We start from the raw sequence: 20,241 nt of genomic DNA on the forward strand, positions 1-20,241 counted from the left end.
TCGATCCGCATGAAGCGCAGCGGAATGCGGATCGAGGTGGGGTGACGGTCTCTCAACACGGGCACTGTTCGAGTCGAAAGACCGTCACCCCCACCCCGCCACTCATTTCATTCGCGTCGACCCTCCCCCTCCAGGGGAGGGTGAAGTGCCCTTCACCGCAGCTTCCAGACTCGCCCTCGCCGAACCCGGCTTGAGCGGCTTGGGTTGGCTCTCATGCGGCGCCCAGCCGGACAGCCAGACGATGTCGAAGGTGGCGCGGATACGTCCGTCGGGATCGGCGAAGCGCTCGCCGTAGATCTGCGCCATCCGCAGCATCGTGGCGCGGCGGGTCGGGGTGTGGCGGCGCTCGCGCAGCACATTGGTGGCGCCCATACGCCTGAGATCGGCCATCAAGGCGAACGCGCTGGCATAGCGCACCACGACGCGGTCGACATCGGTCACCGGCAGCGCAAAGCCGGCCCGCTGCAACAGCGCGCCGACATCGCGCAGATCGGCAAACGGCGCGACGCGCGGCGACACGCCGCCCTCGCACTCCGCCTCCGCCGCGGCGAAGCTTTGCCGGAGCTCGGTCAGCGTGTCGCCGCCGAGCATCGCCGCGAGCAGCAGCCCGTCCGGTTTCAGCGCGCGCGGCGGATTTGCGTCAGCACGCCCGGCAGATCGTTGACGAACTGGAAGGCGAGCGCGGAGACCGCGAGGTCCAGCGATTCAGGTGGCAGTCCTAGCGCTTCCGTCTCGCTGAAACCGATCGGATCGACCGAGGCGACACGCCCGCGCAAGGCGTCCGCCAGCCCGTCACCCGGCGTCCAGATGTCGGCCGCGGAAGAAAAGCCGCGCGACACCGCCTGCAACCGGTCCGCCATGTCCTCGGTGGCCCGATCGAGCAGGAACGTCGCCGCCCCCGCGGCCTGCGCGCGCGCCAGCCGCGCGCGGAGCGATGCGCGATCGAACAGGACAGGAGCCGTGGCCGGGGTCGTTGCCATGCCGGCTGGTTACGCCGGTCGGCCGCCGCAGGCAATGCGCCTTGAGCCCGCGTTGCTCAAACGCTAGCCTCATCAGCCATGGACGCCGAGGCATCACCGACACGCTCCATTACCGGACACTTTCAGCGGGCGCTTGGCGCGGTCGGGGGCGCGTGGCTGCGCACCGCGCGGCTTATGCTCGACATCGCGCTGCCGACGCTGTGCGTGTCCTGCCGCGAGCCGGTTCATGGCGAGGGCGTCTGCGCGGCCTGCTGGGCCAAATTGTCGTTCATCGCGCCGCCGTTCTGCCCGCGGCTCGGGATTCCCTTTGTCTACGATCCAGGTCCCGAGCTGCTGTCGATGGAGGCGATCGCCAATCCACCGTCCTACCAGCGCGCCCGCGCCGCGGTGCGCTATGACGACGTCGCGCGCACCCTGGTGCACGCATTGAAATACCAGGATCGCACCGATCTGGCGCCGACAATGGGCCGCTGGATGGCGCGCGCGGGGAAGGAATTGCTAGCAGATGCCGACATGCTGGTGCCGGTTCCCCTGCATTGGCGGCGCGGCTGGAGCCGGCGCTACAACCAGTCCGGCGCGCTCGCCAAGGTGATCGCGCGCCAGAGCGGCGTCAAAATGGTGTCCGAGGCGCTGCGGCGCACCCGCGCCACCGAGCAGCAGATCGGGCTGTCGCGCAAGGACCGCGCCAGCAATGTGCAGGGCGCATTCGGGGTCGCCGATGAACGCAAGGCTGACATCCAGGGCCGCCGCGTGATCCTGGTCGACGACGTCCTGACCTCTGGCGCCACAGTGGATGCCTGCGCACGGGCGCTGTTGCGCGCCAAGGCCGCGCAGGTCGACGTGCTGGTGTTTGCCCGGGTTGTCGATACCCACCGCGCTCCCATATAATCTGTAACTTCTGGTTCAACCGAGCACACCATGACCGCTGCCATCGAAATCTATACCCGCCCCGGCTGCGGTTATTGCACCGCGGCCAAATCGCTTTTGACGCGCAAGAACGCCGCGTTCACCGAATTGAGCGTCGCCAGCAACCCGGCGTACCGCGACGAGATGTACGATCGCGCCGGCGCGGGCTCGACGTTCCCGCAGATCTTCATCGACAAGACCCATGTCGGCGGCTGCGACGAGCTCTACGCGCTCGACCGCGAGGGCAAGCTCGACGGCCTGCTCAGCAACGGAGGCGGCGCCTGATGAGCACGGACAACATTTTCACCGCCGCCATGGTGCAGATGCGCACCGGATTGCTGCCCGAGCCGAGCCTCGAACAGGGCACGCGGCTGATCCGCGAAGCGGCGGCGCAGGGCGCCAAGTACGTGCTGACCCCCGAGGTCAGCAACATGATGCAGCTGAACCGCAAGGCGCTGTTCGAGCACCTCGCCAGCGAAGAGGACGACAAGTCGCTGCAGGCCTATCGCGCGCTGGCCGCCGAATTGAAGATCCATCTGCATATCGGCTCGCTGGCGCTGCGCTATTCGCCGGAGAAGGCGGTCAACCGCTCGTTCCTGATCGGGCCCGAGGGCAATGTGCTCGCGAGTTACGACAAGATCCACATGTTCGACATCGATCTGCCCGGCGGCGAGAGCTATCGCGAATCGGCCAATTACCAGCCCGGCGAGACCGCTGTGATCTCCGACCTGCCCTGGGGCCGGATCGGATTGACGATCTGCTACGACGTGCGCTTCCCGGCGCTCTATCGCGCACTCGCCGAAGCCGGCGCGTCGTTCCTCACGGTGCCCTCCGCCTTCACCCGCAAGACCGGCGAAGCGCACTGGCACACGCTGCTGCGCGCCCGCGCTATCGAGACCGGCTGCTTCGTGTTTGCGGCGGCGCAAGCCGGCCTGCATGAGAACAAGCGCGAGACCTTCGGGCATTCGCTGATCATCGACCCCTGGGGCGAGATCCTCGCCGAAGGCGGCGTCGAGCCGGGCGTATTCCTGGCCGAGATCGACCCCACCAAGGTCGAGACCGCGCGCAAGACTATCCCTTCACTTCAGCACGGCAGGCGTTTCGGCATCGCCGACCCCAAAGCCGGCCCGGAGCATCTGCACCTCGTCCGGGGCTCGGCATGATCCGCTACACGCTGCGCTGCGAGCGCGGCCATCAGTTCGAGAGCTGGTTCCAGAGCTCGGCGGCCTATGAATCGCAGGAGCGGCGTCACCTGATCGATTGCCCGTCCTGCGGCTCTGACAAGATCGAGCGCGCGATCATGGCGCCGCAAATCGTCAGCAAGAAGGGCCGCGAACGGGCCCAGCCGGCGCCGGCCGCCCCCGTCGAGGCACCGCCTGCCGAATCGACGTCGCTGATGATGGCGCAGGAGCGCGAGCTGCGTAGCAAGCTGAAGGAACTGCGCGACCACATCGTGAAGAACGCCGACAATGTCGGCGAGCGTTTCCCGAACGAGGCGCGCAAGATGCATTACGGCGATATCGAGCACCGGCCGATCTACGGCGAGGCCTCGCCCGAGGAGGCGCGCGCGCTGATCGACGAAGGCGTCGAGGTCTCGCCGCTGCCGACGCTGCCGGAAGACCGGAATTGACCGCGACCTGGCAGGCCTGGGCGTTTCTTTCGGCCATTTTCGCGGCGCTGACCGCGATCTTCGCCAAGGTCGGCGTCGAGGGCATCAACTCCGATCTCGCCACCCTGATCCGCACCGTGATCGTGCTGATCACGCTGTCGGCCATCCTATTCGCGACCGGGCAATTCACCCAGGCCGACCCGATCTCGGGCAAGAGTTGGCTGTTCCTGCTGCTGTCCGGGCTCGGCACCGGCGCGTCGTGGATCTGCTATTTCCGCGCACTCAAGCTTGGACCTGCCACACTGGTCGCGCCGATCGACAAGCTCAGCGTGGTGCTGGTGGCGCTGTTCGGCGCCGTGTTCCTTGGCGAGCGCCCCTCGGCCTATGGCTGGATCGGGATCGCCCTGATCTCGGCGGGCGCGGTACTGATCGCCGTGAAGGGCTGATAGCGTTTTCGAGCGAAGTGGCTACCGGTTCGCGTGAAGAAAACGCGTCAAACAAGAGTTTACGCGGCGATCAGCAGCGCGACGCCGATCACGATCAGGACGATGCCGATCACCTCGCGCAGCGAGAACGGCTGCTTGAGCGAGAAATACGCCACGCCCTGCGCGAACAGCACCTCGATCAGCGCCAGCGTGCGCACATTGGCGGCGGCGGTGAGCGCGAACGCCAGGAACCAGAACTGCGATGAGAACGCGCCCATGAAGCCCGCGAACATCGAGGGCCGCCACAGGCCGAGAATCTTTCGCAGCACGTCGGGCGCGCGCAGCAGCAGATAGACCGACAGAATCAGCGTCTGGACGAACAGGCTCCACATCAGCGTGTACGACGCCGCCGTCACAAACGAGACGCCGGGCACGGCAATGATCGCGCCGCGAAAGCTCACCGCCGAGATCGCGAACACCGCGGCGGCGCCGAGGCCGAGCACGGTCGGGCGCAGATCGGCAAAACTCTTCTGCCCGCCGGGCCGCAGCGCGGTGACGACGACGCCGATGGTGGCGATCACGATCGCGATCACCTTGGGCGTCGTCAGATGGTCGCCGAGGAAGATGAAGCCGAAGATCGCGGTTTGGATCGCCTCGGTCTTCATATAGGCCGTGGTCACCACGAAGGAGCGGTCGTTCATCGCCAGCAGCATGAAGCCGGTGCCGACGATCTGGCTGAGCGCACCCGACAACAGCCACGGCCAGAACGAGGCCGCCGGCCACGGCACGCGATCGCCGGTCAGCAGCACCGCCAGCGCGAAGAACACCACCGCGAACGGCAGGCCGAACAGGAAACGGATATTGGTCGCGCCCCAGGTCCCGAGCGGCCCGGTCAGATGCCGCTGCATCGCATTGCGCGCCACTTGCCCGAACGCAGCGACGATGGTGAAGGGGATCCAGAGCGAGGCGATCGTGAACATGCGGGATGACGAAAGTGCGCCGGGGCGGGAGTACGCGCACAACGTGCCGATTGCGGTCGAGGCGGTCAACCGAGACGGTGCATGACAGGGCTGCGATCGAGCCGCAAGCCCGGTGTCGTCCCTGCGAAAGCAGGGACGACAGCTTTCGGGTGGCAACAGCGCGCCACCAAACGAGGCCGCCGGGATCAGTCGACGCGCCGCCAGACCGAGATCGGCGTGTCGCCATTCGACCTCGGCGGCACGCGATAGCTCAACTCGTTGGCCTTCAACTGATAGAATCGAACCTGCTCGGTACCTTCCCAATTGGGAAAGGATGACTTGGCGATGTGAAAATCCAGCGTTCCTTTCACCGGGTCGACATCGACCTTGCCGAAATGCGAGCTCACGCCGAGCACGGCGGCCCGGTATTCAGCGTCCGTGGCCTTCAGCTTGTCCGCGTTCGCAAAGGGCCTTCGCTCGCTGTCGAAAATCTGCAGCGAATATCGTCCTTCGGCATCGATGAACAACATGCCCCTGGGCGAGGGCCCATAATCGTGCCCGCGGCTGCCATCGCCGTGCAGCACATCGGCAGCGACCAGGCTCCACGTCCCCGCCAGCGATGCCGCGGCATTGCCGCCGGCGGCTTGCGCTTGAAACAGCGGTAACGCGGCCGTCATCAAGAACGGCAGAGCGACGCAAACACCCTTCATCAATGCAGCTAACTTCATGCAACGGTCCTTTCAAATCGTGGTTGGCTCACCACCACGATCAAGGATCCGGCCGCGTAATAAAATGCAGTTGTTCTGATGCGAGAGTTCAGAAAAACCGGACGGTTGCAGCTTCGCCGAAGCGACAGCCGGTCGTCAGCGCGCAACCCGGGCCAGTCCGCGCTGCGGCTGGGCCAGATGGTCCTGCAACGTCGTTCTGATGATCGACCGCAATCTCACCACGGCAGGCTCGAGCGTTCTGCCGGCGTCGTGCAGGCAAGCCTTGAGCGAGGATGCCGGCACCGGCGGCAATCCGGCGCTGGCGGGGAGCGCGCGCAATTGATCCGGCAACGCGACCGCCGTCCGCAGCGTCACCCCCAGGCCGGCTTCGACCGCGGCCCAAAGCCCCGGCAGGCTTGGGCTGCTGAAGGCGATACGCCAGGCGATGCCCGCCCGATCGAGCGCAGCGATGGCGCGCTGGCGGAAGAAGCACGGCGCCTCATAGACCGCGAGCGGCACCGGCTCGCCCTGATGCCAGGACGGAGCGGCCGAGGCGCTGCCGATCCAGACCACCGGCAAGGTCGCCACGGGTTGCGCGTCGGTACGCGTGTCGTTGTCGAGCGCCAGGACGAGGTCGAGGCCGCCTCCGTCGAGTTGCTGCAGCAGCAGCCGGTTGCGATCGACGACGGCCTCGATGCGAACCGCCGGATAGGCCTGCTTGAAGTAGGCCAGCGCGGCCGGCAACCACACTTCGGCAAAATCGGCAGGCAATCCGAAACGAACCACACCTTCGAGAGCCCGGTTGCGCAGCGCCTCGACCGCTTCGTCATTCAGATCCAGAATGCGATGGGCATAGGTCAATATCAGCTCGCCGGCCTCGGTGAGAGCCAACCCCCGGCCCTGCTTGACGAACAGCGGTTGGCCGATCTGCTCTTCGAGCTTGCGGATCTGCTGGCTGACCGCCGATTGCGACCGGCCGATCTTTGCCGCGGCCCGGCTGAAATTGCCCAGCCGATACGCCGTGATCAGCGTTCGCAGCACGTCCATATCGAGATTGACGTGGCCCATCGTTCTGATCAGCTCACGCCTCCTCCGCCACCACCATGTAGTTCACGTCCATGTCGGACGAGACGCTCCATTTGTCGGCGAGCGGGTTGTAGACCACTCCGGCCTGTTCGGTGACGGTCAGGCCGGCGTCGCCGAGGTAGCGCGCGAGTTCGTCGGGGGTGACGAACTTGCTCCACTCATGGGTACCGCGCGGCAGCCAGCGCAGCACGTATTCGGCGCCGACGATGATCAGCGCAAAGCTCTTCCAGTTGCGATTGATCGTCGACGCCACCATCAGCCCGCCGGGCTTGAGCATCGCCGTACAGCGCTTGACGAAGGCACCGACGTCGACGACGTGCTCGACCACCTCCATCGCCAGCACGATGTCGAAGCGCTCGCGGACGTCCATGTCCTCGATCGTGGTGCAGCGGTAGTCGATCGACAAATGCCCCTTGTCGGCGTGCAACTTCGCGGCTGCGATGTTGGTGGCGGACGGATCGATCCCGATCACCTGGGCGCCGAGCCGCGTGAACGGCTCGCACAAGAGGCCGGCGCCGCAGCCGATGTCGAGCAGGCGCAGGCCGGACAGGCAGCTGAGGCTCTTGGCGTTGCGCTCGAACTTGCGGCAGGCGGCGTCGCGGATATAGGTCAGGCGCAGCGGATTGATCTTGTGCAGCGGCGCCATCTTGCCGCGCGGATCCCACCATTCATCCGACAGTTTTGAGAATTTCGCCACCTCAGCCGGATCGACCGAGTGCGCGGAGGCATTGGCGGAGGAATTTGAAAGAGTTGTTTGCGTAGCCATGATTGCGCGCGCCCCTATCGCGCGGTGATCGAATTGCGGAACGCCAGCGGCGAGGCGATGGTCTTGATGGTCTCGATGCCCTCGCCGACGCCGCGGATGGTGACGTCGCCATAATTGAGCAGGCGCCCCATGATGCTCTGGTTGACGTCGACGCTCTCGACCTTGTCGAGGCTCATCTCGAAGGTGCGCCGCTTGATGAAGCCGCTCTTGTGCACCACGCGGAAATTGGTGACGTCGGTTTCCGTGGTCCACCGATGGAACCAGGCCGCGCCGGTCCAGTACAGCGCCGCGACCGCGACCACGGCGGCGGCCGCCAGGCAGGCCAGCACCAGGGCGTCGACCGTCGTCATCCGGGACAGGATCAGCAGCGCCAGCACCACGATCCAGGCCGCGATCGCCGGCAGATAGAACATCCAGTGCGCATTGGTGGAATACAGCAGCTTCTCGCCGGGCTGCAGGATTTCGTCGATATAGCGTCCCATCCAATCCCGCCTTCGAATTACCCGCGAGTCACCCTTGCGCCACAGCCCGCCGGCAACCGGCAAAACACCCCCAAAAGACCTTCCGGGGACCCCTACCAACCGGCTTGCCCCCGGGCGCGGCGCTATGTATACGCGCCTTTCGGTGCCCGCGCTTGCGGTTTTCGGCGTGGGTTAACCTACTTATCCTCTTAAAGGAATAGACGCGTCGTCATGGGCCGCCTCGTGATGAAATTCGGCGGTACGTCCGTCGCCAATATCGATCGTATCCGCAACGTCGCCCAGCACGTGAAGCGCGAGGTCGACGCCGGCCACCAGGTCGCCGTCGTCGTCTCCGCGATGTCCGGCAAGACCAACGAGCTGGTGGGCTGGTGCACCGAGGCCTCGCCGATGCACGACGCGCGCGAATATGACGCGGTGGTCGCCTCCGGCGAACAGGTCACCTCGGGCCTGCTCGCGATCGTGCTGCAGGGCATCGGCATCCAGGCGCGCTCCTGGCAGGGCTGGCAGATCCCGATCAAGACCTCGGACGCGCATGCCTCGGCGCGCATCCTCGATATCGACGGCAGCGAGATCATCGACCGCTTCAAGGAACGCAAGGAGGTCGCGGTCATCGCCGGCTTCCAGGGCATCAACCCGCAGACCGGCCGCATCACCACGCTCGGCCGCGGCGGTTCGGACACCTCGGCGGTGGCGATCGCGGCTGCGCTGAAGGCCGACCGCTGCGACATCTACACCGACGTCGACGGCGTCTACACCACCGACCCGCGCGTGGTGCCGAAGGCGCGCCGGCTCGACAAGATCGCATTCGAGGACATGCTGGAGCTGGCCTCGCAGGGCGCCAAGGTGCTGCAGGTTCGCTCGGTGGAACTCGGCATGGTGCACAACATGCCGATCTTCGTGCGCTCCAGCTTCGACAAGCCAGAGGATATCGACCCGCACGCCAACCAGCCGCCGGGCACGCTGATCTGCAGCGAGGAGGAAATCATGGAAATGCACGTCGTCACCGGCATCGCCTTCTCCAAGGACGAAGCCCAGATTTCCGTGCGCCAGATCGAGGACAAGCCCGGCGTCGCCGCGGCGATCTTCGGGCCGCTCGCGGATGCCAACATCAATGTCGACATGATCGTGCAGAACGTGTCGGAGGACGGCAAGACCACCGACCTCACCTTCACGGTGCCGGCCGCCGACTACAACCGCGCCAAGGACACCATTACCTCGGCCAAGGCCAAGATCGGCTATGTCAGGCTCGACACCGCGACCGACGTCGCCAAGGTCTCGGTGATCGGCAGCGGCATGCGCAGCCATGCCGGTGTCGCCGCGAAGGCGTTCAAGGCGCTGTCCGAGCGCAACATCAACATCCGCGCCATCACCACCTCCGAGATCAAGTTCTCGGTCCTGATCGACGCCGCCTACACCGAACTCGCGGTCCGCACGCTGCACACGCTGTACGGGCTGGATCAGGCGTAGGGTTTTCTCTCCTCCGTCATTCCGGGGCGCGCCACTTGGCGCGAGCCCGGAATCCATTTCATCGTGGGGGCTGGGGCCCGATGGATTCCGGGCTCTCGCTTCGCGAGCCCCGGAATGACGAGGGGATAGGCTTCCCGCCCCCTCCCAGGGAACAAGCCGTCCTCCGGTACCCACATCCCGGAGTTAGAATTTCTCTTAGCGGGCGCAGCATAGGGCTGACGCAGACGTTATTTGCTACTGGCAGGCGTTTTGCTTGGCAAAGCGAGCCTCGATTGGCTATACGGCCAGTCAGGTGGGCTGTCGCAAACTGTGGCACAGTTTGTGCGATCCCGAATCGGCGGGAACTGGCGCGAGCGGCGACGCCGAATGACTAAAATTGTTGTTTTTGACGAGTTTTGCGCCAACGGCCGGCCGGCCCGGTGCGCCGGCCTCGTGGGGAGGGACTGAAGCACATGCGGAGCGCGTCGGGAGGCCCCCGCGTCCTATTGAGACGGCTCCGCGAAACCATGGCGGAGCAAGTCTCCGCCCAGGAACGCCTCGACAAGATCGTGGTGCTGATCGCGGCCAACATGGTGGCCGAGGTCTGCTCCTGCTACGTGCTGCGTATCGACAACACCCTCGAGCTCTACGCCACCGAAGGTCTGAACCGCGACGCCGTGCACCGCACCGTGCTGAGCGCGCATGAAGGCCTGGTCGGCCTCGTCGCCAGCGAGGCGACGCCGCTCAATCTCTCCGACGCGCAAAGCCATCCGGCCTTCGCCTACCGCCCGGAAACCGGCGAAGAGATCTACCACTCGTTCCTCGGCGTGCCGATCCTGCGCGCCGGCAACACGCTCGGCGTGCTCGTGGTGCAGAACCGCGCCAAGCGCACCTATGTCGAGGAAGAGGTCGAGGCGCTGCAGACCACCGCCATGGTGCTGGCGGAGATGATCGCCTCGGGCGAGCTGGCCGCGCTGGCGCAGCCGGGCGCCGAGCCCGCCGCGCGGCACTCGCTGCACAAGACCGGCGCGGTGCTCTCCGACGGCATCGCGCTCGGCCATGTCGTGCTGCACGAGCCGCGCGTCGTCATCACCAACTACATTGCCGAGGACCTGCCGAAGGAAATCAAGCGGCTCGACACGGCGCTGGCCAACCTGCGCGCCGATCTCGACCGCATGCTGGAGCGCGGCGACGTCGCGGAAGGCGGCGAGCATCGCGAGGTGCTGGAAGCCTACCGCATGTTCGCCAACGACCAGGGCTGGTCGCACAAGCTGCATGAGGCGGTCGCCACCGGCCTCACCGCGGAAGCCGCCGTCGAACGCGTGCAGTCCGACACCCGCGCGCGCATGCTGCGCTCAACCGATCCGTATCTGCGCGACCGGCTGCACGATCTCGAGGATCTCGGCCATCGCCTGATGCGGCAACTGGTCGGCCAGGACCATGCGCCGACGCGCGAGCAGTTGCCCGACAACGCCATCCTGATCGCGCGCGCGATGGGCCCCGCGGCGCTGCTCGACTATGACCGCAAGCGGCTGCGCGGCCTGGTGCTGGAGGAAGGCACCGCGAATTCCCACGTCTCGATCGTGGCGCGCGCGCTCGGCATTCCCGCGGTCGGCGAGGTGCCGAACGCGCCCGGCATTGCCGATCCGGGTGATGCCATCATCGTCGACGGCATTTCCGGCGAGATCTATGTCCGCCCCTCCGCCGAGATCGAATCCGCCTACGCCGAGCGCGTCCGGTTCCGGGCGCGGCGGCAGGCGCAATATTCGGCGCTGCGCGACAAGCCTTGCGTGACCAAGGACGGCCAGCCGATCGAGCTCCTGATCAATGCCGGCCTTACCATCGACCTGCCGCATATCGAGGACACCGGCAGCGCCGGCATCGGCCTGTTCCGCACCGAATTGCAGTTCATGGTGAGCCCGAGCCTGCCGCGTTCGAGCGATCAGCTCGCGCTGTACCGCACCGTGCTCGATGCCGCCGGCGCCAAGCCCGTCACCTTCCGCACGCTCGACATCGGCGGCGACAAGGCGCTGCCCTACATGGAGACCGTGGTCGAGGAAAATCCCGCGCTCGGCTGGCGCGCGATCCGGCTCGGTCTCGACCGCCCCGGCCTGCTGCGCGGCCAGATCCGCGCGCTGCTGCGCGCCGGCGGCGGCCGTGCCCTGAAGATCATGTTCCCGATGATCTCGGACATCTCCGAGTTCGACCAGGCCAAGGCGATCGTCGAGCGCGAGCTGACCTATCTGCGCCAGCACGGCCACTCGCTGCCCGAGCGGATCGATATCGGCACCATGGTCGAGGTACCGGCCTTGCTCTACCAGCTCGACGAGCTGCTGAAGAAGGTCGACTTCGTCTCGGTCGGCTCCAACGACCTGTTCCAGTTCCTGTTCGCGGTCGACCGCGGCAATGCCAAGGTCTCGGAACGTTTCGACACCCTGTCGGCGCCGATCCTGCGCGCGCTGCGCGACATCGTGCGCAAGGCCAAGACCGCGAAGAAAGCCGCCTCGCTGTGCGGCGAGATGGCGTCGAAGCCGATCGGCGCGCTGGCGCTGATCGCGCTCGGCTACCGTTCGCTTTCGTTGTCGGCAACGGCGCACGGCCCGGTCAAGGCGCTGATCCTCGACCTCGACGCCAAGAAGGCCGAGGCGATGATCAATCCGCTGCTCGACGCGCCGGTCGGCAGCGTCTCGATCCGCGGGGCGCTGACGAAGTTTGCGGAAACCGAGGGGCTGGCCTTGTAGCGACGCTGCCGTCGCCGCTGCCACCCTTCGCGCTTTCAGCAATTCGAGACTCCGCCATGCTACCCGAAGCCAAACTCGACGTCCTGCTCGCCCATCACGCCTCGCTCGAGGCCGAGCTGCTCGGCCAGGTCAACTCCGAGCGCTACGTCGCGATCACGCGCGAGCTCGCCGAGCTCAATCCGCTGATCGATGCCGTGAAGCTCTATCGCTCCGCGCGGTCGGAGCTCACCGACACCGAGGCGTTGCTGGCCGAAGCGGGGACCGATCCCGAGATGCGCGGCATGGCGGAAGCCGAGCTGGAAACGCTGCAGGCGCGGATCGGCGATCTCGAGCAGAAGATCCGCGTCGCGCTGCTGCCGAAGGACGCGATGGACGACCGCAACGTGGTGCTGGAAATCCGCGCCGGCACCGGCGGCGACGAGGCCTCGCTGTTCGCCGGCGACCTGTTCCGGATGTATGAGCGCTTCGCGGCCTTGCAGGGCTGGAAGGTCGAGGTGATCTCGGCCAGCGAAGGCACCGTCGGCGGCTTCAAGGAAATCATCGCCGAGGTGCAGGGCCGCGGCGCGTTCGCCAAGCTGAAATTCGAGTCCGGCGTGCACCGCGTGCAGCGCGTGCCCGACACCGAGACGCAGGGCCGCATCCACACCTCGGCCGCCACCGTCGCGGTGCTGCCCGAAGTCGAGGACGTCGACGTCGACATCAAGGACACGGATTTGCGGATCGAGACCATGCGCGCCGGCGGCGCCGGCGGCCAGCACGTCAACAAGACCGAGTCCGCGATCCGCATCACCCATCTGCCGACCGGCATCGTGGTGATGATGCAGGACAGCCGCTCGCAGCACAAAAACCGGGCGTCGGCGATGAACATCCTGCGCTCGCGCATCTATGATGCCGAGCGCCAGCGCGTCGACGCCGCGCGCTCCGCTGACCGCAAGGAGAAGGTCGGCTCCGGCGACCGCTCGGAGCGCATCCGCACCTATAATTTCCCGCAAGGGAGAGTCACCGACCACCGCATCAACCTGACGCTCTACAAGCTGCCGCAGGTGATCGCGGGCGAGGCGCTCGGCGAATTGATCGATGCGCTGACCACCGAGCACCAGGCCGCGCAGCTCGCGGCGCAGGGCGCGGCGGCCTGACAACGCGATCTATCGCTGGCGCATGATCTCTTCGGAGAACCGCTGCGCGCTTTTCCGGATCATGCGCTACTTCTTCTGCGACTTTCTGAAGTGGCGCAGGATCTTGCCGAGTGCCGGGCCGGCCGTGGTCAGCTCCTCCAAGTGAATCTTCGACAGCGCCTGCAGCTTGCGCTCGCCTTGCGAGGTCAAGGTCACCAGCACGCGCCGGCCGTCGGCGGCATCGACCGCCCGGGTCAGCAGCCCGAGTTTCGTCATCCGGTTGACCAGCTCGACCGCGGTGTGGTGGCGGATCAGCAGATAGCGGGCGAGATCGCCGACGGTGGTCGGCTCCGTTCCGGAAAATCCCTTGATGGCGAGCAGCGCCTGGTGCTGCTGCGGGGTCAACCCGGCCTGCTGCGCCGCCTCCTCGCTGAACGCGAGAAAGCTGCGCAGCTGGTAGCGGAACCGCGCCAGCGCCGCGTAATCGACCGTCGCGCCCGCCGCTTTGCGTTTGGTGGCTCCGACTGCCGTTTGTCGCTGCTTGGCCTGAGGCATTCCGTCGTCCCGTTGCTGGCGCGCTCCGCCTGATGGCAGGAGCTGGGCGACGCTACCAAACCCGCGCCGGACGGACCATCCTACCGGCGGGCTCTGCACGCATGTTTTCAACGGTTTGACGATCGAGCGGCGGAGCGCGAGATTACGGTTGCGGCCAGTGATCGTAGCTCGAGCTCAATATCTTCAACAGCACGATCTGGAAGGCGACCGGAATCCGCGGGCTGCGGCGGCGGATCGATTTCTCCAGCGCCTCGGTGATCTCGCTCTTGGTGAGATCGCCGGCCGAAGCACGCTCGACCAGACTGCCCCAGACCTCGGACAGCGATTTGCCGGTATGGTGCGGTGCCGGGATCAAGATCCCGCGCGACGCCGCCCAATCGATGATCTCACGCATGGTCTGCCGCCCGCAATTTCGCGCGGTCGCCAGATGGCGCGCCGTGAGCAGGCGCAGCAGGTCGTCGGATGGTGTCCAGTCGAGCTTCGGCGGCAGTTCGTCGGTCAGCTCGACCGACAGCTCCTTCAGCACGTTCATCGCGCGGATGCTCAGGCCGCTCGATGGCTCGGCGCCGCCGTCCTCGGTCCCGGCGTGCTCTGCGGCATTTCCGGCGCGATTTGAAGGCTCCTGGATCATCGCCCCCTCACTTACAGGACCCGCACCCGGGCGGTAAACCCTCGATATATCGTAGACCGACATTAATTCTATCGCAGACCGATATGATTCGACGAAAGGTGACATTGACTAAATATCCCGGTGGGGAATTGTAGCTGTGACAGGCTGCTGCATCGCAGCCGGCGCATCCAGCCGCCGATCGATCCGATCCGGCGACGAGTGAACATGCGCGCCAACAATCAATATAATCGGAGGATATCGAGCGATGAGCACCAAGGATTTTCGCCCGGGCAGCACATTGAACGTCTCGCGTCGCACCCTGCTGCAGGCCGGCGCAGGCCTGATCGGCGGCACCGTGCTGCCGGCCTCGATCGCGTCCCGGGCATTCGCCGAGGACCATCCGGCGATCGGCACCTTTCCCGCCGGCACGTCCGGCTCCTCGGCCTTCATCGGCATCTCGGTGCCGCGCACCGGCACTTACGCGGTGCAGGGTGAGGATGAGCTGAAGGGCTATCAGCTCGCGATCGAGCACATCAACAGCGGCCACGACCTGATCAAGAAGATATCGCCGAAGACCTCAAAGGGCGTGCTCGGCAAGGAGCTGAAGTTCGGCGTCGCGGATTCCGCGGCGAAGCCGAACGAGGCGGTGCAGGCGCAGCAGCGCTTCATCTCGGAGAACAAGGCGGTGATGATCACCGGCGGCACGTCGAGTGCGGTCGCGGTCGCGCTGAACAAGCTGGCGCAGCGCGAGAAGGTGATCTTCGTCTGCGGCATCTCCGGCTCCAACGACACCACCGGCAAGGATTGCGTGCGTTACGGCTTCCGCCAGAACTTCTTCGGCCAGACCGCCGCAGCGGCAATTGCGCCGGTGCTGATCAAGCAGTTCGGCAAGGACAAGAAGGCCGCGTATCTGACGCCCGATTACACCTACGGCCACACCGTAACCAAATCGATGCAGGACTTCCTCGCCCAGGCGGGCTGGACCACGGTCACCAACCAGGTGTCGCCGCTCGGCGCGCCGGATTACTCGTCGTACCTGCTCAATGTCGCGAACTCCGGCGCCGACGTGCTGATCAACGTCAACTGGGGTCACGACGCCGTGCTGTCGACGCAGCAGGCCAAGCAGTTCGGCGTGCTCGACAAGATGAAGCTCGTGGTGCCCTACCAGGTGCCGTTCATCGCGCGCGAGACCGGCGGGCTGATGCAGGGCGTCTACGCCGCGACCGACTACTGGTGGACCATCGAGGACAAGTATCCGCTGGCCAAGATGTTCAACGAGACCTTCGAGAAGAAGTTCGGTTACAAGCCCGAATGGGGCGCCGAGAACGCCTATGTCAGCTTCGCGCACTGGGCCCGCATGGTCGAGGAAGCCGGCAGCTTCTATCCGCCCGACGTCATCAAGGCCTACGAGAAGGGCGAGACCATCCCTTCGCTGGTCGGCGACGTACATTATCGCCCCGAGGATCACCAATGCGTCCGCCCTGTCATCATCGTCCGCGGCAAGATGGAAAAGGAGATGAAGAACAAGGAGGATTATTACGAGGTGGTCGAGATCGTCCCCGGCGACGGTCTGATGCAGAAGCCGGATGCGTTCGGCTGCCATCTCGGCGACTACACCTGATTAACGTGGGAAGACTCGGCGCCGTGGGCGGGGCGACCCGACCCGCGGCGCCGCTTTGTGTCGGAACGCATCCTTCATTGACCGGGCCAACCGAACGCACGCCATGATCAACTGGCCAAATTTCGTCTCGCAACTTTTCAACGGGCTGGCGCTCGGCGCGCTGCTCGCGCTGATCAGCTCCGGGCTGACGATCATCTACGGCACGCTCGGGGTGCTTAACCTCGCCCATGGCGCCATGTTCATGATCGGCGGCTACGCCGGATATGTGGCCTATTCCTACACCGGATCGTTCATTCTCGCGGTCATCGCCGGATCGCTGTTCGTGATGCTGCTCGGGGTTGCGATGGAGCGGATCATCATCCGCCACTTCTACCATCGCCCGCATGAGGACCAACTCCTGGTCACGTTCGGGCTCAGCATCTGCTTCGTCGAGATCGTGCGGCTGATCTTCACCAGCCAGTCGCAGGTGGTACCGCCGCCGGCGCTGCTGCAGGGCATCACCTCGCTCGGCTTCCTGTTCTATCCGACCTACCGGCTCGCCGTGGTCGGCATCGTCGCGGTCGCGCTCGGCGCATTGTTCCTGATCCTCTACCGCACGCGGCTCGGGATGATCGTGCGCGCCGGCATCGAGGATTCGATGATGGTCGATTCGCTCGGCATCAACGTCTATCGCGTCTTCATGATCGTGTTCGGCATCGGCGCGATGGCCGCGGGCTTCGCCGGCATCATCAACGCGCCGGTGGTGTCGCTGACACCCGGTGTCGGCGACGACATCCTGGTGGAAACCTTCGTGGTGGTAGTGATCGGCGGCGTCGGCTCGTTCCCCGGCGCGATCCTCGGTGGACTGATCGCCGGCGAGATCATCAGCGTCACCTCGATGTTCAACCCCGGTTACGCCTACGTCATGCTGTTCGCGGCGATGACGCTCGTGCTCGTGCTCCGACCGCACGGCCTGCTCGGCACGCAGGGCCGCGAATGACGACGGATAATCAATGCTGAAACAGCGCCCATATTTGATCGAGTTCCTGACGGCCGCGGGTCTGATCGTCGCGCCGTTCGTGCTGCCGTGGCTCGGCTTCGCACCCAACACGGTGAACCGGATCCTGGTCTGGGGCCTGTTCGGCCTCGGCTTCGACATCCTGTTCGGCTTCACCGGCTTGCTGTCGTTCGGCCAGTCGGCGTTTTACGGCACCGGCGGCTTCGTCGCCGCCTGGCTGCTGACCCGCGCCGGCTTCCCCTACGTCGTGCTGGCGCTCGTCATCGGCATGATCGCGGCCGCCGCCACCGGCTACCTGATCGGCCTGATCGCGCTGCGCCGCACCGGCATCTACTTCGCGATGATCACGGTGGCGATCGCCGAAGTGTTCTTCTTCGTCGAGTTCAATCCGCTGTCGGACTTCACCGGCGGCGAAAACGGACTGCCGGGCGTTCCGACCCCGAGCTTCAATCTCGGCTTCACCACGCTGCACTTCACCACCGGCTGGTCGCTCTACCAGTTCCTGGCGCTGTGCTACTTCATCGGCGTCGTGATCGCATTGCGCATCGTGCGCTCGCCGGTCGGCGCCGTGTTCAGCGCCATCCGGGACAATCCGCTGCGCGCGACCGCGGTCGGCCACAACATCCATGGCTACAAGCTGACCGCCTTCGTGATCGCAGCCGCCTATGCCGGCTTTGCCGGCGGGCTGCTCGGCGTGTTGCAGGCCTTCATGCCGCCCGACGCATTCACCTTCGACACGTCGGGCCAGCTCGTGATGCAGACCGCGATCGGCGGCCGCGGCACGCTGTTTGGGCCACTGGTTGGCGCCGCGGTGTGGCTGTCGTTGCAGGACTTCCTGCAGGCCGCGCTCGGGCTTGGTGCTGCCTGGAAGCTCGTGCTCGGCCTCGTGTTCGTGCTGCTGGTCTGCTTCCTGCGCCGCGGCATCATCGGCGGCCTCGCCGATCTCTATGGCCTGCTGACCGGACAGCGCGGCGCCCGCGAGCCGGACGAGAGCGAGCCCGAGGTCGCAGCCGTCGCAAGCGAGCCACACGCCGCGGTCGCCGCTGCGCCGACGCCTCCGCGGCCCCGCCCCGCGGGCAGCCCGTCCGGTCCGATCCTCCAGGCCAAGGGCCTGACCAAGCGCTATGGCGGCCTGCTCGCCAACAGCGACATCGACTTCACGGTCAATCACGGCGAGCTGCGCGGCATCATCGGCCCGAACGGCGCCGGCAAGTCGACCTTTTTCAAGATGCTGACCTGCGAGGTGCACCCGACCTCGGGCACCATCGTGTTCGAGGGCCGCGACATCACCGGCATGAACGTCACCGACGTCTGCCAGCTCGGCCTGACCAAGAGCTACCAGGTCAACCAGCTGTTCACCGGGCTCACGGTGCGCGAGAACCTGGTGATCGCAGCGCTGTCGGGGCTTCGCGGCAAGTTCAAGCTCGACCTGTTCCGCAGCATCGACAGCATTCCCGGGTTGTCCGAGCGCGTGCAGCACACGCTCGAGCTGGTCAATCTGACCTCGCGGCCCGACACGCCGGTCTCCGAGCTCGCCTATGGCGAGAAGCGGCGGCTGGAGATCGGGCTGGCGCTGGCGACGTCGCCGAGCCTCTTGCTGCTCGACGAGCCGCTGGCCGGCATGAGCCCGCGCGAACGCGTCGAGACCGTGAAGCTGTTGAAGTCGATCAGCCAGGGCCGCACCATGATCATCATCGATCACGACATGGATGCGCTGTTCGAGCTCGCCGAGCGCGTCACCGTGCTGCAGGAAGGCCGCGTGCTGGTCGAGGGGACACCGGAAGAGATCAAGAACAACTCGACTGTCCAGGAAGCCTATCTTGGCGGCGTGCATGGAGTGCTCGCCGCATGAGCCTGCTCGAAGTCAACGGACTGAACAGCTATTACGGCGACTCGCACATCCTGTTCGACGTCTCGATCCGGGTCGAGCGCAACGAGGTGGTGGCGCTGCTCGGCCGCAACGGCGCCGGCAAGAGCACGACGCTGAAGAGCCTGATGGGCGTGGTCACCCCGCGCCGCGGCTCGGTGATGTTCGACGGCGCCGAGATCGCTGGCAAGAAGAGCCACAAGATCGCGCAGGCCGGCATGCAGCTGGTCCATGAGGAGCGCCGCATCTTCGGTAGCCTGACCGTCGAGGAGAACCTGGTGATCGCCGGCCTGACCGCCTCGCAGCGCTGGCCGCTCGACCGCATCTACGAGATGTTCCCGCGGCTGCGGGAACGGCGCGGCAACCGCGGCACTGACCTGTCCGGCGGCGAGCAGCAGATGCTGGCGATCGCGCGCGCTCTGGTACGCGACCCCAAGATCATCCTGCTCGACGAGCCGTTCGAGGGACTGGCGCCGGTGATCGTGCGCGACCTGATGAAGGCGTGCCGCGACCTGGCCGAGGCCGGACAGACCATCGTGCTGGTGGAGCAGAACCTCGCCGCGACGCTCGCGCTGGCGCAGCGCATCTACATCATCAATAACGGTCACATCGTCCATGAAGGGCCGGCGCTGGAGATCAAGGCCCAGCCCGACGTCCTGCAGCGCTATCTCGGGGTTTAGGGCTGCGCTTTCTCCGCCGTCATTGCGAGCAAAGCGAAGCAATCCATCGGTCCGCATGCGCGGATGGATGGATTGCTTCGTCGCTATCGCTCCTCGCAATGACGAACTCGATATTGCGCATGGCCTCTCGGGATATCGATTACGGCATTCCCGCGTCGGACCTGGCCACCCGCTCAATCTCCCAGCGCCGCGATCATGCGCTTGGCGTGATCGGCGAGCACATCCATGTCCTCCTTGCGGGTCTGCGCCGGCAGCAGCGCGACGCCGGCCTTCACCGGCATCACATGCATGTGCAGGTGAAACACCACCTGACCGCTGGCGGGCTCGCTGAACTGCTGGATGATGATGCCGTCGGCGGAGAACGCCTTCATCGCCGCGATCGCGATGCGCTTGGCCGTCCGCGCCACCGCGGCAAGGTCTTCCTCGGCGATGTCGAGGATGCCGCGCGCGGGCGCCTTCGGAATCACCAGCGTGTGCCCCGGCGAGCGCGGCATGATGTCGAGGAACGCAAAGGTCCGGTCGGTCTCATAAACCTTGAAGCTCGGCACCTCGCCGCGCAGGATCCTGGCGAAGATGTTCTGGTCGTCGTAGCCCGTCATGGTCGCGCGTTCCGGATCGATAATCTGCGGCTTCGACCGTGCGCGCCGGCCGCCGAGGGCGCAAGCGATATCGACGCCGCATCGACCATC

Annotated in this window: 20 protein-coding genes and 1 pseudogene; 12 read left to right on the forward strand and 9 right to left on the reverse strand. The window is 65.9% G+C overall.

The window, feature by feature from the left end; all coding sequences use genetic code 11:
- Positions 1-102: 102 nt before the first annotated feature.
- Positions 103-980 (reverse strand): annotated as a pseudogene (locus ACVIGA_RS19545) (methyltransferase domain-containing protein).
- Between the two features lie 78 nt (positions 981-1,058).
- Here ACVIGA_RS19545 and ACVIGA_RS19550 point away from each other — a divergent pair.
- Genes ACVIGA_RS19550 through ACVIGA_RS19570 form a run of 5 tightly spaced genes read left to right on the forward strand, consistent with a single transcriptional unit; the run spans position 1,059 to position 3,941 of the window.
- Positions 1,059-1,868: a ComF family protein gene (locus tag ACVIGA_RS19550; protein ID WP_456667617.1), complete on the forward strand. Its 810-nt coding sequence runs from the start codon at positions 1,059-1,061 to the stop codon at positions 1,866-1,868.
- A gap of 30 nt (positions 1,869-1,898) precedes the next feature.
- Positions 1,899-2,171: a glutaredoxin 3 gene (gene grxC, locus ACVIGA_RS19555; RefSeq protein ID WP_097671104.1), complete on the forward strand. Its 273-nt coding sequence runs from the start codon at positions 1,899-1,901 to the stop codon at positions 2,169-2,171.
- Positions 2,171-3,049, forward strand: coding sequence for a carbon-nitrogen hydrolase family protein (locus ACVIGA_RS19560; protein ID WP_456667618.1), 879 nt, complete (start codon positions 2,171-2,173; stop codon positions 3,047-3,049). The genes grxC and ACVIGA_RS19560 overlap by 1 nt, the downstream gene beginning before the upstream one ends.
- Positions 3,046-3,516, forward strand: coding sequence for a DUF1178 family protein (locus ACVIGA_RS19565; protein WP_456667619.1), 471 nt, complete (start codon positions 3,046-3,048; stop codon positions 3,514-3,516). Before ACVIGA_RS19560 ends, ACVIGA_RS19565 begins: the two co-directional genes overlap by 4 nt.
- Positions 3,513-3,941, forward strand: coding sequence for an EamA family transporter (locus tag ACVIGA_RS19570; protein WP_456667620.1), 429 nt, complete (start codon positions 3,513-3,515; stop codon positions 3,939-3,941). Before ACVIGA_RS19565 ends, ACVIGA_RS19570 begins: the two co-directional genes overlap by 4 nt.
- A gap of 59 nt (positions 3,942-4,000) precedes the next feature.
- Here the strand turns inward: ACVIGA_RS19570 and ACVIGA_RS19575 are convergent, their stop codons facing one another.
- From ACVIGA_RS19575 to ACVIGA_RS19595, 5 genes are all read right to left on the reverse strand, one after another.
- Positions 4,001-4,900, reverse strand: coding sequence for an EamA family transporter (locus ACVIGA_RS19575; RefSeq protein WP_456667621.1), 900 nt, complete (start codon positions 4,898-4,900; stop codon positions 4,001-4,003).
- A gap of 185 nt (positions 4,901-5,085) precedes the next feature.
- Positions 5,086-5,607: a lipocalin-like domain-containing protein gene (locus ACVIGA_RS19580; protein WP_456667622.1), complete on the reverse strand. Its 522-nt coding sequence runs from the start codon at positions 5,605-5,607 to the stop codon at positions 5,086-5,088.
- Positions 5,608-5,742: 135 nt separating this feature from the next.
- A complete protein-coding gene (locus ACVIGA_RS19585; protein WP_456667623.1) occupies positions 5,743-6,654 on the reverse strand; it encodes a LysR substrate-binding domain-containing protein in 912 nt (303 codons plus the stop codon).
- A gap of 13 nt (positions 6,655-6,667) precedes the next feature.
- Positions 6,668-7,438 carry a bifunctional 2-polyprenyl-6-hydroxyphenol methylase/3-demethylubiquinol 3-O-methyltransferase UbiG gene (gene ubiG, locus ACVIGA_RS19590; protein ID WP_456667624.1) on the reverse strand — a complete coding sequence of 257 codons (771 nt, stop codon included), beginning with the start codon at positions 7,436-7,438 and terminating at the stop codon, positions 6,668-6,670.
- Positions 7,439-7,452: 14 nt separating this feature from the next.
- Entirely contained in the window at positions 7,453-7,920 is a 468-nt protein-coding gene (locus tag ACVIGA_RS19595) for a PH domain-containing protein (protein WP_375777579.1), read from the reverse strand.
- 210 nt (positions 7,921-8,130) lie between these two features.
- Here ACVIGA_RS19595 and ACVIGA_RS19600 point away from each other — a divergent pair, with 210 nt between their 5' ends.
- The 3 genes from ACVIGA_RS19600 (at position 8,131) to prfA (ending at position 13,243) form a co-directional block, all read left to right on the forward strand.
- Positions 8,131-9,387 (forward strand): aspartate kinase, encoded by a 1,257-nt coding sequence (locus tag ACVIGA_RS19600; protein ID WP_456667625.1) that lies wholly within the window; start codon positions 8,131-8,133, stop codon positions 9,385-9,387.
- A 452-nt stretch (positions 9,388-9,839) separates the two neighbouring features.
- Positions 9,840-12,107 carry a phosphoenolpyruvate--protein phosphotransferase gene (ptsP, locus tag ACVIGA_RS19605; RefSeq protein WP_456667626.1) on the forward strand — a complete coding sequence of 756 codons (2,268 nt, stop codon included), beginning with the start codon at positions 9,840-9,842 and terminating at the stop codon, positions 12,105-12,107.
- A 56-nt stretch (positions 12,108-12,163) separates the two neighbouring features.
- Entirely contained in the window at positions 12,164-13,243 is a 1,080-nt protein-coding gene (gene prfA, locus ACVIGA_RS19610; protein WP_456667627.1) for a peptide chain release factor 1, read from the forward strand.
- 66 nt (positions 13,244-13,309) lie between these two features.
- Here the strand turns inward: prfA and ACVIGA_RS19615 are convergent, their stop codons facing one another.
- On the reverse strand, positions 13,310-13,777 hold the full coding sequence (locus ACVIGA_RS19615) for a MarR family winged helix-turn-helix transcriptional regulator (protein ID WP_456667628.1): 468 nt from the start codon (positions 13,775-13,777) through the stop codon (positions 13,310-13,312).
- A 142-nt stretch (positions 13,778-13,919) separates the two neighbouring features.
- Positions 13,920-14,408, reverse strand: a complete 489-nt coding sequence (locus ACVIGA_RS19620; RefSeq protein WP_456667629.1) for a hypothetical protein — start codon at positions 14,406-14,408, stop codon at positions 13,920-13,922.
- A gap of 244 nt (positions 14,409-14,652) precedes the next feature.
- On the opposite strand from ACVIGA_RS19620, the gene ACVIGA_RS19625 reads away from it, so the two are divergent.
- The 4 genes from ACVIGA_RS19625 (at position 14,653) to ACVIGA_RS19640 (ending at position 19,552) form a co-directional block, all read left to right on the forward strand.
- A complete protein-coding gene (locus ACVIGA_RS19625; RefSeq protein ID WP_375777584.1) occupies positions 14,653-16,008 on the forward strand; it encodes a substrate-binding protein in 1,356 nt (451 codons plus the stop codon).
- 103 nt (positions 16,009-16,111) lie between these two features.
- Positions 16,112-16,987, forward strand: a complete 876-nt coding sequence (locus ACVIGA_RS19630; RefSeq protein WP_456667630.1) for a branched-chain amino acid ABC transporter permease — start codon at positions 16,112-16,114, stop codon at positions 16,985-16,987.
- 13 nt (positions 16,988-17,000) lie between these two features.
- Positions 17,001-18,857, forward strand: coding sequence for a branched-chain amino acid ABC transporter ATP-binding protein/permease (locus ACVIGA_RS19635; RefSeq protein ID WP_456667631.1), 1,857 nt, complete (start codon positions 17,001-17,003; stop codon positions 18,855-18,857).
- Positions 18,854-19,552: an ABC transporter ATP-binding protein gene (locus ACVIGA_RS19640; protein WP_456667632.1), complete on the forward strand. Its 699-nt coding sequence runs from the start codon at positions 18,854-18,856 to the stop codon at positions 19,550-19,552. The genes ACVIGA_RS19635 and ACVIGA_RS19640 overlap by 4 nt, the downstream gene beginning before the upstream one ends.
- Positions 19,553-19,725: 173 nt before the next feature.
- Here the strand turns inward: ACVIGA_RS19640 and ACVIGA_RS19645 are convergent, their stop codons facing one another.
- Positions 19,726-20,151, reverse strand: a complete 426-nt coding sequence (locus ACVIGA_RS19645; RefSeq protein ID WP_456667633.1) for an HIT family protein — start codon at positions 20,149-20,151, stop codon at positions 19,726-19,728.
- Between the last annotated feature and the right edge of the window lie 90 nt (positions 20,152-20,241).

It is taken from the genome of Bradyrhizobium sp. USDA 3240 (genome assembly GCF_054063295.1).